Here is a 14710-nt window from a genome sequence, read left to right on the forward strand (position 1 = left end):
TATGCATTCATCGGCCCATTATCGACAACTGCTGGCGCGCCTGCCCCAGATCGCCGTCGCAGCGGATCAGTTTGAAGTGCTCTACAGCGCCCAGGATTTCAAACGCCGCATTCTTGCGCTTATCGCCAGTGCCACCCGGCGCATCTATCTGGTCGCGCTCTATCTGCAAGATGACGAAGCAGGCCGGGAGATCCTCTCAGCCCTCTACGCCGCCAAGCAGCGCAATCCGGCCCTCGACATCAAGCTGTTCGTCGACTTCCACCGTGCCCAACGCGGCCTGATCGGCAAAGGCAAGCAGGGCGGCAACCACCTGATGTATCAGGCCATGGCTGCCGAACACGAGCACCAGATCGAAATCTACGGCGTACCGGTCAAGGGGCGCGAGCTGCTCGGCGTGCTCCACCTCAAGGGCTTCATCTTCGATGATGTGGTGCTCTACTCCGGTGCCAGCCTCAACGACATCTACCTGCACCAGCAGGATCGCTACCGCTTCGATCGCTATCACCAGATCACCAGCCCGGAGCTGGCCCGCAGCATGGTCAACTATGTGGATGACCTGTTCGTGAAGAGCGACGCGGTGCAGCGACTGGATCACAGCGATATCCCCAGCGCCAAACAGCTGAAGGGGCCGATCCGCCGCTTCAAGCAGAGCCTGCGCCAGAGCCAGTACCGCTTCAGCACCATGCCGGTCAACACTCAGGAAGTGGCCGTCACCCCCATGGTGGGTCTGGGCAAGCGCAACAATCAGCTCAACCTGATGATCCGCAATCTGGTGCGTGCCACCGAGCGGGAGATCTTCATCTGCACCCCTTACTTCAACCCGCCCAAGGAGTTGAGCAAGGATATCGAGGATCTGCTGCAGCGCGGTTGCAAAGTCACCATCGTAGTGGGCGACAAGACCGCCAACGATTTCTTCATTCCGCCGGAAGAGAAGTTCTCCACTATCGGTGGCCTGCCCTATCTCTACGAGACCAACCTGCGCAAGTTTGCCGAGCGCAACCAGCGTCACATCGACGACGGCCGCCTCAACCTGATGCTCTGGTGTTGCGAGCGCAACTCCTACCATCTCAAGGGGATCTTCGTGGATGACGAGTGGGCCCTGCTCACCGGCAACAACCTCAACCCCCGCGCCTGGGCGCTGGATCTGGAGAACGGCCTGCTGGTACACGATCGTCGCCACCTGCTGCGTCCCCAGTTCAATGCGGAGCGGGAGAACATCCTGACCAACACCAAGCGGATCAGCCACTTCGATCAGGTGGAGCAGATCCAGGACTACCCGGAACAGGTGCGCAAGCTGCTGGGACGGATCCATCGGGTCAAGGCCCATTTGCTGCTTAAACGCATCATCTGACCTTGGGCGCCATGCGCCCGCGCCATGCGCCCGCACCTTGCCTGTTGGCAGCCACACAAAGGCCTCCCATTTTCGGCAGGCCTTTGTTATATCCGCCGTTTCCCCCGCTTTGACGGCCCAGCCAGCAGCAACTCGGCTTGCATCGGCCCCTCAACAACCCCTATCATCTGGACATATTTACAGTGTTTTCGGGCATCTAATTGATGAAATTGGATAAAATTCCTCTCGATAGCCTCAAGGGTGTCGGCAGCAAGATGCTGGAGAAGCTCGAGCGGCTGGGGCTGGCCACGGTACAGGATCTGCTGTTCCACCTTCCCCTGCGCTACGAGGACCGCACCCAGGTGTGGCCCATCGGCGATCTGCCGCCCGGCCTGCACGGCGCCGTCGAGGGCGAAATCCAGGACACTCAGCTGGTGATGGGGCGCCGCCGCATGATGGTCTGTCGCATCAGCGATGGCACCGGCACCCTCACCTTGCGCTTCTTCAACTTCACCGCCGCCCAGAAAAACAGTCTGGCGGCGGGCCGTCTGATCCGCTGCTTTGGCGAGGTGCGCCCCGGCAAATACGGGCTGGAGATGGCCCACCCCGAGTACAAGCTGCTCGGCGAAGAGCAGGCCGGTCAGACCGAAGAGGCGCTCACCCCCGTCTACCCGACTACCGAAGGGCTGCGCCAGCTCACCCTGCGCAACCTCACCGATCAGGCGCTGGCCCAGCTCGACCTCTATGGCGTGGAGGAGCTGCTGCCCGCCGGACTCTATCCCCATCAGATTGAACTGGCCGCCGCCCTGAAGCTGCTGCATCGCCCGCCCCCCTCGGTGGCGCTGCCGCTGCTGGAAAGCGGCCAACATCCGGCCCAACAGCGACTGGTACTGGAGGAGCTGCTGGCTCACAACCTCTCGGTACTCAAGGTGCGCGCTCAGGCGCAAACCCAGCTGGCTCGCGCTCTCAAACCGGCGCCCGAGCTGGTTGAACAGCTGCTCGGCGCTCTGCCGTTCAAGCCGACCGGCGCCCAGAGCCGGGTAGTGACCGAGATAAGTAAGGATCTGCAACAGAGTCACCCCATGATGCGGCTGGTGCAGGGTGACGTAGGTTCCGGCAAGACCCTGGTCGCGGCACTGGCAGCCCTGCAGGCTATCGGCAATGGCTGTCAGGTGGGCTTGATGGCGCCGACCGAGCTGCTGGCCGAACAGCACGCCATCAACTTCGCCAAGTGGCTGGAGCCGCTCGGCATTGGAGTCGGCTGGCTGGCGGGCAAACAGAAAGGCAAGGCGCGGGAAGAGTCGCTGGCCGCGATCAAAGATGGCAGTGTCAAGATGGTGGTGGGCACCCACGCCATCTTTCAGGAGCAGGTGGTGTTCCAGCGTCTGGCGCTGGTCATTATCGATGAACAGCACAGATTCGGGGTGCATCAGCGCCTCGCCCTGCGTGAGAAAGGGGAGCGTGAGGGGGTGCATCCCCATCAACTCATCATGACCGCCACCCCCATCCCCCGCACCCTGGCGATGACCGCCTATGCCGACCTCGACACCTCGGTCATCGACGAACTGCCACCGGGCCGAACCCCCATCACCACGGTAGCGATGCCCGACAGCCGTCGCGGCGATGTAATCGAGCGGGTCAAACTCGCCTGCACCGAGGGCAAGCAGGCCTACTGGGTCTGCACCCTGATCGAGGAGTCGGAGGTGCTGGAGTGCCAGGCTGCCGAGGATACCGCTGCCGAGCTGCAGAACCTGTTGCCCGGTCTGCATATCGGGCTGGTGCACGGCCGGATGCGGCCGGTGGAGAAACAGCGGGTGATGGAGGAGTTCAAGGCAGGCATACTGCAACTGTTGGTCGCCACCACCGTCATCGAGGTGGGGGTGGATGTGCCCAACGCCAGCCTGATGATCATCGAGAACCCGGAACGGCTCGGGCTGGCGCAGTTGCACCAGCTGCGCGGCCGGGTTGGCCGGGGTGCGGTAGCCTCTCACTGCGTGCTGCTCTATCATGCCCCCTTGTCCAAGACGGCCCAGAGCCGGCTCGGGGTGCTGCGGGAGACCAACGACGGCTTCCTGATCGCCCAGCGCGATCTGGAACTGCGCGGCCCGGGGGAACTGCTCGGCACCCGCCAGACCGGTCTGGCCGATCTCAAGATCGCCGATCTGGTGCGGGATCAGCCGCTTATTCCACAGGTGCAAAAGATGGCACGCTTCCTTATGGATAGGCACCCAAGCCATGTCGAACCCTTGATTCGCCGTTGGCTCGGCTTACGGGATCACTATTCCAATGCCTGACCGAGGTAGATGCAGAAGATGGGCACATGTCCTTATCGATAGGCATCCGAGTCATGTCGAACCCTTGATTCGTCGCTGGCTCGGTCTGCGAGACCACTACTCAAACGCCTGACAACACATCCCAAAACAGGAGGAAAGCAACCATGAATTCCTGGCTACGCGGCCTGCTCTACACCTTCGCCTTCCTGCTGCTGTTTGTCTGGGTTGCCCTCGGCCTGTTCGACGCCGAGCGCGCCAAAGGCCCCGTCGCCAGCTGGATCAGCCAGCAGACCGGCGTACCGGTCACCATAGGACGACTGGTGTTCAACCCGCTGCACCCTTACACCCTGCTGGCTGAGCAGGTACGTTACGGCGATGCGGTCTCCCTCGACAAGATCTATCTGGAGATCGAGAGCATCGACTGGATGAGCCGCGACGTGCGCATCGCCCATCTCGATCTCATTCGCCCCGCCATCAAGCTGCCGCTGCCCAACCAGTTGCCGAACCTGCCGGTGCACTCCCTCACCATCAGTGACAGCACCATAGACCGGCTCAGTCTGGAGAGCCCCGAGCTGACCCTGCGCGGCCTCAATGCCACCCTGAGCGACTGGGAGCTGATCGATCCGAAACGGCAGCCACAGGCCAACCTGAGCCTCAATATCGGCCAGCTGGAGACTCCGCAGTTCACCTTCGCCCGTCTCAACCTGCAAGGACGGCTGGAAGGAGAAGTGCTGCGCACCGACAAGCTGGTGACCAACCTGTTCGACGGTCTGCTGGAGACCGGCATGGTGCTGGACTGGCCCGCTCGCACCCTGCAACTGCACGATCTCAAGGCACGCGGCATGCGGATAGAGCTGGGTGATCTGACACAGCAAGGCTTCCCGTTGCAAAGCGTGTCGCTGGATCGCGGTCAGCTGGACGGCGTCAGCCTCAACGACATCAATCAGGAGCTCTCCTTCAACAACTTCAGCGGCCAGCTCACCGCCTTCAACTGGCAGGCGGGCAACCAGCCCACCGGCTATCTGAGCGGCACCTTGGGCGACATGGGCCGTGGCCTGTTCCAGCTGGAGGAGATCAAGGGCAAGCTCGCCTTCTCGCCCCAGCAGATCGACGGCGAACTGCAGGGCAAGGCCTATGAAGGGGTGTTCAATGTCGAGCTCTCCCTCGATAGCCAGCAGCAGAAGCTGACCCTGAAAGACGTGGCGCTGAGCGGCATGGATATCAGCCTGCCGCAAGGGTGGTGGCAGGATTGGCAGAGCTGGCGCCCGCAGCAGGTCGATATCCGCAAGCTGGCGTTCGACAAGCTCAAGGTGCTCTCCTTCGACGATACCCTGCCCCTGTCGCTGACCGGCTGGCAGCTCTATCTGAGTGATCTCGCCCTGCGCGATAACCAACCCGGCCCGCTGCTCGGCCGCGCCCGTATCGAGAGCAAGTGGTTCGAGCTGGTGTGGGATGGCCTCAGCGCCCGCAACGGCGAGCTGGATGGGGAGCTGACCCCCAGCTCCTGGCAACTGGGCAAACTCACCAGCTCGCTGCCGGATGAGGGCACTCTCAGCCTGAGTGGCCAGTGGGGCCGCGAACCGGGCCAGAGCAGCCGCCTGCAACTGCAGGCGACCAAGCTGGATCTGCAACAGTGGGGCAAGATACTCCACTCTCCGGTCTCCTTTGCCGGCAAGGCGGACGTGAGCGCCGACCTGCAAGCCGAACACGGCAAAACGGCGGGCGAGTGGCGCCAGACCCTGCAAGGCAGCTTTGCCCTCGATGCCGACGAGCCGTTCTGGGACAAGGTAAAGATAGACCCGCTGCTGGATGAGTGGTTCAAGGGGGCGACCCCGCCCACCCTGACGCCGGATCAGCTGTGGCAGGCGATGCAGGAGGGTGACACCCCCTTCTACCGCATCAAGCTGCAGGGCAAGATCGACAAGGGGCAACTACAAGTCGAGCAGGCTGGCGCCTCCACCATCACTCATCTGCTGGCGCTGCAAGGGGGGATCGATCTGGTCAACGAACAGTGGCAGCTCGATCTGGGGATCCTCAACGGCAACCGCTGCGCCGAGCTGCTCGGCCAGTGGCGCGGGCCGCTGACGGAACCCACACTGGCCTGGAGCTTCCCGCAGAAGCAGGACGCCTGCGGCTGGGAAGTGGGAGTACGCTATCCGCCGCAAGGCAACAGCGCCCCGCTCTGGCGACCGGCTCCCGCAACGAAAGCCCAAGCCCAAGTGCAGACCCAAACCGGGCAGACAAGCGACAGCCAGCAAGGGTAAAAACAGACAAGGCCTCATGATGAGGCCTTGTTGTTTGATGGGGAAACGACGCGGTTACTAGCCCGGACGGCGGGGCGGCTGCACCACGTAGTGACCGCAGAACTCCGCCGCCAGCTTGCTGCCGCTGAACAGCTGGATCTTGAGGCTGAAGGTGGCAGGCTCACCCCGTTTGAGCGGCTGCAGCACGGCGGGCATCCCCTCGCGGGCCACTCGCGCCTCCGGCTCCTCATCGACCGGGCCATGATATTTGATGGAGCTCTCGGCCAGCACCGGCTCGCCCACCAGGCACTCCTCTTTAAGCTGCAACCAGATCAGCCCCCAGCCTGCCAGCACGCACTGGCTGTAGACACTGCCGGCGAACATGCTGCCATGCACGTTGAAATTGGCCGCCAGATTGGCCTTGAGATGGAAGGTCTGGCCGTCGTAGTGGCTGATGTGCATCCCCATCTTCTCGCTGATGGGCACCCCACGTGACCAGCGGGTGGTGAGATCCTGACACCACTCCGGCCGGTACTGGATAGTCTGCAACGGGCTCAGGGATTTGATCATCTGGCGATGGGGAATGCGACCAAATGAGACAGGGCCGCCCCCCACTTCGAGAAAGCCGCACTTGCGATAGAACTCCACCGCCTCCTGACGGGCATTCATCACCAGCCGTTTCACCTTCTCGCTGCGGGCCAGCTGCTCGAGATCCTCCACCATTTTGGCGCCCAGCCCCTGGCCGCGATATTCGGGACGCAGCGCCATAAAGCGGATCTGCGCCTCGTCGCCGCCGATAAAGAGGCGGCCCACAGCGATGGGGGTGCCATCGGGTGCCAGCATCAGCCGGTGAATGGCGACCGTGTCGTATTCGTCCCGCTCGGAACCGACGGGCAGATTGAAGGGCTTACGCAGAAGCTCCCAGCGCAACTGGTAGTAGGCATCCAGCTCGGCGACTGTCTGAGGGGTGACTACCCGGTACATAGTTTCATCCTTGAGTTACACTGGTCGGAAACCATCTTGCCGTGCAAATTCATGGACTTCAATCTGCAAGCGTACCAAGCCGATCACTTGTTGCACCTCAGCGTCAAACCCCAGCGCCGCCTCACGGTACAGGAAAATGACCAGCACCGCTGGCTGGAGATAGACGGCGTGGTGCAATCCGCCATGTCGCTCGCCGACCCCGCCGCCCTCTGTCTGCCCCATCAGCGGGTCATCGCCTACCTGCTGCCCGAGCAGGCCACACAGATACTCGAACTGGGGCTGGGTGGCGGCGATCTCACCCGCCACCTGAGTCAGCGCTGGCCAGATGCTCGCCACGAGTGCGTTGACCTCGACGAAGAGGTACTGACCGTTTATCAGCAGTTTTTCCAGCATCAGGAGAGCGATGAACACGCCGCTCCGGCACTCCATCAGGCCGATGCCCTCGCCTTTTTGGAGCAGAGCGAACAGCAGTACGATCTCATCCTGCTCGATCTCTTCAGTCAGGATGGCAACCCGCTGCTGCTGTTTCAGGAGCGGCTCTACCGGGCGCTGGCTCCCCGCCTGTGCGGCCCCCTGGTGATCAACCTGCTGCCGCGCACAGAACTGGAGCTAACCCACGCCCTGACACTGATCGAACAGTGGATTGGCCCGGCAACCCCCTATCCGGTTGCGGGGCTCATCAACGTGATCGTCCACGTCACACCGCGGGACGAAACATCCTCAGACCTGTAGCCAGAAGGTCGTCGGCCCCTCGTTGACCAGCGCCACCTTCATGTCGGCGGCAAAACGACCGGTTTCGGTCGGAATGCCGCTGGCTGAAGCCTTGGCCACGAAGTAGTCATAGAGCCGCTCGGCCTCGCTCGGGTGAGCTCCGCAGGAGAAGCTGGGACGCATCCCTCGCTTGGTATCCGCCGCCAGCGTGAATTGGGAGACCACCAGCAGACTGCCGCCGATCTGGCTGACATTCAGGTTCATCTTGCCCTCCTGATCCGGAAAGATGCGATAACCACTGACCCGATGCAGCAACTTGTCGGCCTTGGCCTCGTCATCCCCCTGCTCTACCCCGAGCAGCACCAGCAATCCCTGACCGATGGCACCGGTCACCTCCCCCTCGACAGTCACGCTGGCCTCGCTGACCCTCTGAATCAATGCAATCACATCCCTCTCCTTTGAAAACAGAACGACCGCCCCCTCGCAGGGGCGGTCGTCGATGCTACCAATAAACCGGTGGGCAAGGCGATGGCTTAGCCCAGCTCCTCGCTCGCCGGCTTCTCGTACTCGCCGAGGCAGGCGGTAGTCTCCGCACCAAGCAGCACCACCAGCCAACTCAAATAGACCCAGACAAACAGGATCGGGATGGTGGCCAGCGCGCCATAGATGGCCTGATAGGAGGGGAAGTTGGTGATGTAGATGGCAAAGCCGCGCTTGGCCAGCTCGAACAGGGTCGCCGCCACCAGCGCGCCGATAAAGGCGTGGATCAGCCGCACCTTGCAGTTGGGTACCACGGTATAGACCAGCAGGAAGGTGAGCACCGAGAAAAGGAACGGCAAACCCCGCAACAGCAGATAACCGATACCGAACAGGCTCTCGGCGCCAAACAGCCGCAGCGAGAAGATGTAAGAAGAGATGGCGATACTGGCTCCGATAAGCACAGGCCCCAGGGTCAGGATCATCCAGTACATGGCAAAGGCTTGCGCCAGCGGGCGGCCCTGGGTCGAACGCCAGATGTAGTTGAGGTTCTTGTCGATGGCGGAGATCAGCATCAACGCCACCACCACCAGCGCCCCAATCCCCACTGCCGTGGTGTTGGTGGCATTGGCGACGAAGCCGTCGATGTACTCCTTGAGCATGTCGCCCGCGGTCGGCACGAAGTTGTGGTAGACGAACTGCTCCATCGCCTGCTTGAGGCTCTGGAACACCGGGAAGGCGGACATCATGCCAAAGACCACGGCGATCATCGGCACCAGCGAAAGCAGGGTGACATAGGCCAGATAACCGGCGGTAACCGTCAATCTGTCCTGCTGGAAACGGCCCCAGACAAACTGGGCAAAGTGGCGACCATCATGGCGCAAGAAGGAGAGGGCGTGGGCCAAACGGCCGCTGACAGGCTGCTGCATCTTGATTCTCGTTAGCGTCATAGTGGCAATATTGTGTCAGAGGAGAGCGCTGTTTGACCACCTTTGCACCCGATTTGCCTCCATATGCCCCAACCTGTCGCCCGGCTGGCGTCTCTGGCTGTCGCCAGAAGCAGAAATAAAAACGGCCCCGCTATGGGGCCGTTTGCAACGCCGGATTACAGCATGTAGTCCGCGGGCAGCTCGATGCGGGCAACGCCGGAGGCCACCGCCGCCAGCGCCACGGCGCGGGCAACCCGCGGCAGCAGACGGGCATCCATCGGCTTGGGAATAACGTAATCCTTGCCGAAGGCGAGCTCGCTCACCCCGGCGGCGGTCAGCACCTCGGTCGGCACCGGCTCCTTGGCCAGCGCGCGGATCGCCTCGACCGCGGCAATCTTCATGGCATCGTTGATGCGGCTGGCACGGGCATCGAGGGCACCGCGGAAGATGAAGGGGAAGCAGAGCACGTTGTTGATCTGGTTCGGGTAGTCGGAGCGGCCGGTACCCATGATGAGGTCGCTGCGCACCCCGTGGGCCAGCGCAGGCTTGATCTCCGGGTCCGGGTTGGAGCAGGCAAAGATCACCGGGTTGGGCGCCATCAGGGCGACCGCCTCGGCGGGCAACACGTCGGGGCCGGAGACACCGACAAACACATCCGCCCCTTCGATGACATCCATCAGGGTACGCAGCGGGGTCTCGTTGGCGAAGCGCTGCTTGTACTTGTTGAGATCGCTGCGGCCGGTGTGAATCACCCCCTGACGATCCAGCATGAAGATGTTGTGCGCCCTGGCGCCACACTTGATCAGCAGATCCATGCAGGCGGTGGCGGCAGCCCCCGCCCCCATGCAGACGATGCGGCTGTCGCTGATCTGCTTGCCCTGCACTTCCAGCGCGTTGAGCAGCCCGGCGGCGGTGACGATGGCGGTACCGTGCTGGTCATCATGGAACACCGGAATATCGCAGCGCGCGATCAGCGCCTCTTCAATCTCGAAGCACTCAGGTGCCTTGATATCTTCCAGATTGATGCCGCCGAAGGTATCGGCGATAGCCGCCACCGTGTCGATAAACTGCTGGCTGGTCTCGTGCTTCACCTCGATGTCGATGGCGTCGATACCGGCGAAGCGCTTGAACAGCAGGGCCTTGCCCTCCATCACCGGCTTGGAGGCGAGCGGCCCCAGATTGCCCAGACCCAGAATGGCGGTGCCGTTGGAGATGACGGCCACCAGATTACCCTTGCCGGTATAACGGTAGGCATCGGCCGGGTTGGCGGCGATCTCGCGCACCGGCTCGGCAACACCCGGGCTGTAGGCCAGCGCCAGATCGCGGGCGGTTTCGGCAGGCTTGGTCAGGGCGATGGCAATTTTGCCCGGTACAGGCAGGGCGTGGTAATCGAGTGCTTCTTGACGCAGATCGGACATGGGGGACCCCGATGTGGTTGGTGCAAATGAGGTGCCGACAGGGGGCACACAGAAGGGCGGGGATCATAAAAGAAAGCAGGGGGCATTCCCAGCAGATCATGCTACCGCCAGCCAGATCAGACCAGTCATTTCAGCACCTTACCCCACTCACACCTACCACTTTAGTTATAGATCCTGCTGCGTGGGGTAAAAATGGCGCAAAAAGGGCGGCAAGTTGGCCTTGCCGCCCTTTCTGTCAGAGCTGTAGACCTGACTCAGCTGCCCAGATAGACCGGCAACAGATTTGCCATCGACAGGAAGTGGAACAGCGCGGTCGCCAATCCGAACAGGATCAGCAGCCAAGCCATCAGCTTGCCGCCTGGGGTGACGAAATGGGGTGTCACTTCGCCCCGCTCGGCCCGCGCCCGGGTGCGCAGCACCAGCAGTGCCGGGATGATGCAGGTCCAGATGGTGGCGGCGGCACCGGCATAGCCGATGGCCAGCAGGAAGCCAAACGGGAAGAGCAGGGAGAGCACCAGCGGCGGCAGGAAGGTGACCGCCCAGGTCTTGCAGCGACCGGCGCGGCTGTTGTCGAACTTGAACAGATCAGCCAGATAGTCGAACACCCCGAGCCCTACCCCGATAAAGGAGGAGAGGATGGCCGCCATCGAGAAGCCGTTGATTGCGCTGGCCACCTTCTCCGATTCGATCACCCCTGAAAGCGCGGAGAGCAGCACGCTCACGTCCCCTCCCTTGGCAATCACGGGGGCAAAATCCTGACGGGGCAGGTTGCCGAAGATCCCCAGCAGCCAGAGCACGTAGAGCGCCAGCGCGATCAGGGTTCCCCCCAGAATGGCCCATCTGGCCTGCTGCTCGTTCTGGTAGTAGGCACGCAGAGATGCCACCGAGTGGTGATAGCCGAACGAGGTGAGCGCCACTGGCAGCATCGCCATGGCATAGGGGGCGTAGCGACTCTCGCTGTCCGCCAGATCGAGCAGGGTCGGCAGCTTGATACTGCCGAGCAGACCGGCCACACCGAGGGCGAAGCTGAGGATCATGAAGGCGATCAGCACCACCGAAATACGGTCAACGGCGCGGGTCGAGTGCCACACCACAGCAGAGAAGAGCGCCACAAACAGCACGGATGCAAGCTTGCTGTCGATCCCCAGTATCCCCTGCAGGATGGCACCGGAGGAGGTGATATAGGCGTAGAGCAGAATGCCGCCAACAAAGTAGACCGAGAGGTTGTTGAGGAGATTGAGCTTCTCCCCCAGCAGCTCGCGAGTCACGGTATTGAAGGAGACCCGCATATCGTGGTGCTGGAAGGATTCCAGCAGCATCCAGCCGGAGAGGGTCATCATCACCATGGTGATGGTCAGCGCCAGCACCGACCAGAGGGTCCAGGCCCCCGCCCCCGAACTCGGCAGACCGAGCATGCCGGCTCCCACGCAGACGCTGGCAATGATGCAGGCGCCCCCCAAAATTGACGGTTTTTTCTTCATAATCCCTTCTTTTTCTGACTGATTATCTATCCGCGGTAAACAAGATCGCGGCATGATGCCAGCCTTTGCCATGAGACGCCTACCACTATCTGCCATAACAGGGTATGGCCGCCGCATAAAAAGTGCCCCGAACGGGGCACTCTATCAGCGGGAATGATGTGAAGAGGGGTTAATCCATCACCGGGATACCTGCCCTCGCTTCGGCCTGACGGGCGATGGCTTCGGTCATCCCCTGAAAGATAAAGAGGTGGAACGGCAGCATGGCGAGCCAGTAGGCCAGCCCCCAGGCGCCCTGCGGGTGCCAGTGAGCGGTGACCCGGATGCGGGTCAACCCGGACTCCTCCGGCAGGAGGTTGAACTCCAGCCGCCCGACGCCCGGGGCCTTCATGTTGAACAAGAGATCGAGCCTGCGCCCCTCATCCACCCCGAGGATCTGCCAGGAGTCGAGCATGTCCCCCTTCACGAAGCGATCGGGATTGGTGCGGCCACGAGTGCGAGCCGGGCCGCCGATCAGATGATCCATCCATTCACGCACCACCCACAGCTCGTTCATGTAGAAGTAGCGCTGCTCACCCCCCAGCTGCTGTAACACCTGCCACACCACCTCGGGAGAGGCGAGGCAGATGGCCTCGCCGCTGGCGGTGCGGTCGTAGAAGCCATATTCGGGATGGCGCCAGCGCAGGCCGAGCGGCGTCTCCTGCCCCTGCTGTTCGGCACCCAGCTTCTGCTCCAGCGCCAGACTCTCCGCCAGCGCCTCATCGAAGCTGAGCAGGGTCTGTGGTAGCAGGGCACGCAGCGGACCATCGTCGGCCGGGATATCGTGCTTGAGGCCCCCCACCAGCGCCTTGGCCACCGGTTGCGGCACCGAGGTAACAAACTGCAGCCACCAGGCTGAGAGGCGCGGACTCAGAAACGGGATGGGAATGATGGGGCAGCGCTTGCCGATATGGGCGGCGAACTTCTGCAACTGCTGTTGATAGCTGAGCAGCTCGGGGCCGACCGCGTTGAAGATGAGCCCATCCACCTCGTCTGCCTCTACCAGCCCGCCCAGATAGTGCAACAGGTTGGACAGCGCAATCGGCGGCGTGCGCGAGCGCACCCATTTGGGCGTCACCATCATCGGCAGGTTGAACACCAGATCCCGCATCACCTCGAACGCCGCCGAACCGGGCCCGATGATGATGCCGGCGCGCAGCTCCACCGTCGGTACGCCGGAGTCACGAAACAGCTCGCCACAGTGGCGGCGGGAGTTGAGATGACGGCTGTTGCACTGCTCCGGCTGGATCGCCCCAAGATAGATGATGCGGCGCACCCCGGCGGCGCGGGCAGCGGCGGCAAAATTCTTTACCCCCTGCTGCTCCAGCCGGTGAAAATCGGCCCCCGCCCCCATGGCATGCACCAGATAGAAGACGGTATCTATGCCCGCCAGCGCAGGCAGCAGTGTGATGGGTTTGAGGCTGTCGGCGAGGCGAAACTCGACTCCCTCAGGCAAGCGGCAGGGACGGCGCGCCCCGGCAATCACCCTGTAGCCCAGCGTTTGCAGGTGGGGCACCAGATAGGAACCAATATATCCTGCCGCTCCCATCACCAGACAATTTCTCATCCTCTCTTCCTCTTCACATGTTGCGCCCTGCGCTTGGGCAAACGGGCTAGCACCCGCATGCCCATCATCCTGCCACGCCACCACCTTGCAACCTAGTACTAACCACTTCCCTGATTAGTCCGATTTGGTGTTAAGCCCTGCTCATTCGCTGGTCGATAACTGACCAGATGTATAGCGCCGAGGGCGAACGTATGCGCATCGATCACTACGACCTCCAGGGGGAGGTGCAATACCGGCAACAACAGGCCCAGAGCCGCAAGGTGCGCAACCTCGGGCCAGTGCCACCCGTCGTCAATCCACCGGAAGGCAACAACGCGGCAGTGGCCGGCGAACGCAGCAGCACCCTGACCCTCACCAGCGCCCTGACGCTGCAAACCGCGAGGCAATCCGCCGCCAGTCAGCAAGCAGCAACACCTCCCGCCCCGCCCGCAGCGGACGTCGGCAAAGAGCAGGATGGCATTCCCGACGATGGGCTGGATAACCGCCAGCGACTGATCAAGCTGATGATCGAGGCGATGCTGGGCCACGAAATCGAGCTGCCCAAGCCGATCAAACCCTCCGAAGAAGGAGGCGATGGAGTGACCCAAGGAGACGCCGCTGCTCAAGCCGCCGAGCCGGATCAACTGGTGGAGGTGACTGACACCCTGCTGCAACAGGAGCAGCTCAACGTGGTGGCATCGGCCAGCGTAGCGACTCGGGATGGTCAGACTATTCAGCTCGATCTCGGCTTTGTGCTCGACTGGCGCCAGCTGGAGGTGAGCCAGCGGCGCACCACCCTCAATGCCCTGAAAGACCCGCTGGTGCTCAGTCTGGATGGCAAGATCGCCGATCTGACCGAGGCTCGGGTCAATTTCGACATCGATCAGGATGGCAAGGAGGACAGCCTGCCGGGCTTGAGTGAAGGCAGCGGCTTTGTGGCGCTGGATCGCAATGGCAACGGCACCATAGACGATGGGGGCGAGTTGTTTGGCGCCCGATCCGGCAATGGCTTCGGCGAGCTGGCAACCCTGGATGAGGATGGCAACGGGGTGCTGGACGAGGGGGACAGCCAGTTTTCAGCGCTGCAGTTCTGGCATCCGGAGCACGCCCCTATAGCTCTGGTCGAACTGGGGATCGGTGCCATCCTGCTGCGCCCCCTCGACACCCCCTTCCACCATCTGGGGGAGAGCGGTAATCAGGGGGTGCTGCGCCAATCCGGCCTCTATGTGACCGAACAGGGCAAGGGCGGCTGGGTGCAGCAGATCGATCTGCGGGTCTGAAC

General features: G+C 62.4%; 11 protein-coding genes. 5 read left to right on the forward strand and 6 right to left on the reverse strand.

Translation table 11 applies throughout. The features are described 5' to 3' along the window. Position 1 precedes the first annotated feature (1 nt). From pssA to I6L47_RS12955, 3 genes are all read left to right on the forward strand, one after another. Complete coding sequence (gene pssA, locus I6L47_RS12945; protein WP_021230775.1) at positions 2–1351, forward strand: CDP-diacylglycerol--serine O-phosphatidyltransferase; 1350 nt, start codon at positions 2–4, stop codon at positions 1349–1351. Between the two features lie 203 nt (positions 1352–1554). After that, positions 1555–3624, forward strand: coding sequence for an ATP-dependent DNA helicase RecG (recG, locus tag I6L47_RS12950; protein WP_216947558.1), 2070 nt, complete (start codon positions 1555–1557; stop codon positions 3622–3624). Positions 3625–3767: 143 nt separating this feature from the next. Further along, positions 3768–5867 carry an AsmA family protein gene (locus I6L47_RS12955; RefSeq protein ID WP_216947559.1) on the forward strand — a complete coding sequence of 700 codons (2100 nt, stop codon included), beginning with the start codon at positions 3768–3770 and terminating at the stop codon, positions 5865–5867. Between the two features lie 57 nt (positions 5868–5924). On the opposite strand, the gene I6L47_RS12960 is transcribed toward I6L47_RS12955, so the two are convergent. Next, complete coding sequence (locus I6L47_RS12960; RefSeq protein WP_216947560.1) at positions 5925–6830, reverse strand: bifunctional GNAT family N-acetyltransferase/hotdog fold thioesterase; 906 nt, start codon at positions 6828–6830, stop codon at positions 5925–5927. Positions 6831–6881: 51 nt separating this feature from the next. Here I6L47_RS12960 and I6L47_RS12965 point away from each other — a divergent pair, with 51 nt between their 5' ends. Further along, positions 6882–7562, forward strand: coding sequence for a spermidine synthase (locus I6L47_RS12965; protein WP_216949355.1), 681 nt, complete (start codon positions 6882–6884; stop codon positions 7560–7562). On the opposite strand, the gene dtd is transcribed toward I6L47_RS12965, so the two are convergent. From dtd to I6L47_RS12990, 5 genes are all read right to left on the reverse strand, one after another. Further along, positions 7551–7988 carry a D-aminoacyl-tRNA deacylase gene (gene dtd / locus I6L47_RS12970; protein ID WP_005340662.1) on the reverse strand — a complete coding sequence of 146 codons (438 nt, stop codon included), beginning with the start codon at positions 7986–7988 and terminating at the stop codon, positions 7551–7553. The two genes, I6L47_RS12965 and dtd, sit on opposite strands and share 12 nt — an antisense overlap. Before the next feature lie 86 nt (positions 7989–8074). Continuing rightward, positions 8075–8947, reverse strand: coding sequence for a virulence factor BrkB family protein (locus I6L47_RS12975; protein WP_005340664.1), 873 nt, complete (start codon positions 8945–8947; stop codon positions 8075–8077). 176 nt (positions 8948–9123) lie between these two features. Beyond that, on the reverse strand, positions 9124–10365 hold the full coding sequence (locus tag I6L47_RS12980; RefSeq protein WP_216947561.1) for a malic enzyme-like NAD(P)-binding protein: 1242 nt from the start codon (positions 10363–10365) through the stop codon (positions 9124–9126). Between the two features lie 254 nt (positions 10366–10619). Beyond that, positions 10620–11846: an aromatic amino acid transporter gene (locus I6L47_RS12985; protein WP_216947562.1), complete on the reverse strand. Its 1227-nt coding sequence runs from the start codon at positions 11844–11846 to the stop codon at positions 10620–10622. 169 nt (positions 11847–12015) lie between these two features. Then, on the reverse strand, positions 12016–13449 hold the full coding sequence (locus I6L47_RS12990; protein ID WP_216947563.1) for a DUF2867 domain-containing protein: 1434 nt from the start codon (positions 13447–13449) through the stop codon (positions 12016–12018). Between the two features lie 167 nt (positions 13450–13616). On the opposite strand from I6L47_RS12990, the gene I6L47_RS12995 reads away from it, so the two are divergent. Continuing rightward, positions 13617–14708, forward strand: coding sequence for a hypothetical protein (locus tag I6L47_RS12995; RefSeq protein ID WP_216947564.1), 1092 nt, complete (start codon positions 13617–13619; stop codon positions 14706–14708). The last annotated feature ends 2 nt before the right edge of the window (positions 14709–14710 follow it).

It is taken from the genome of Aeromonas sp. FDAARGOS 1417 (assembly GCF_019046985.1).
GTDB classification, from domain to species: domain Bacteria; phylum Pseudomonadota; class Gammaproteobacteria; order Enterobacterales; family Aeromonadaceae; genus Aeromonas; species Aeromonas veronii.

Bases quoted from the DNA above. Each gene is read 5' to 3' on its own strand.
- I6L47_RS12965 (WP_216949355.1), top strand. From the start codon at position 6,882: ATGGACTTCAATCTGCAAGCGTACCAAGCCGATCACTTGTTGCACCTC.
- I6L47_RS12960 (WP_216947560.1), bottom strand. From the start codon at position 6,830: ATGTACCGGGTAGTCACCCCTCAGACAGTCGCCGAGCTGGATGCCTAC.
- I6L47_RS12980 (WP_216947561.1), bottom strand. From the start codon at position 10,365: ATGTCCGATCTGCGTCAAGAAGCACTCGATTACCACGCCCTGCCTGTA.
- I6L47_RS12990 (WP_216947563.1), bottom strand. From the start codon at position 13,449: ATGAGAAATTGTCTGGTGATGGGAGCGGCAGGATATATTGGTTCCTAT.
- I6L47_RS12995 (WP_216947564.1), top strand. From the start codon at position 13,617: ATGTATAGCGCCGAGGGCGAACGTATGCGCATCGATCACTACGACCTC.
- I6L47_RS12975 (WP_005340664.1), bottom strand. From the start codon at position 8,947: ATGCAGCAGCCTGTCAGCGGCCGTTTGGCCCACGCCCTCTCCTTCTTG.
- I6L47_RS12985 (WP_216947562.1), bottom strand. From the start codon at position 11,846: ATGAAGAAAAAACCGTCAATTTTGGGGGGCGCCTGCATCATTGCCAGC.
- recG (WP_216947558.1), top strand. From the start codon at position 1,555: ATGAAATTGGATAAAATTCCTCTCGATAGCCTCAAGGGTGTCGGCAGC.
- pssA (WP_021230775.1), top strand. From the start codon at position 2: ATGCATTCATCGGCCCATTATCGACAACTGCTGGCGCGCCTGCCCCAG.
- I6L47_RS12955 (WP_216947559.1), top strand. From the start codon at position 3,768: ATGAATTCCTGGCTACGCGGCCTGCTCTACACCTTCGCCTTCCTGCTG.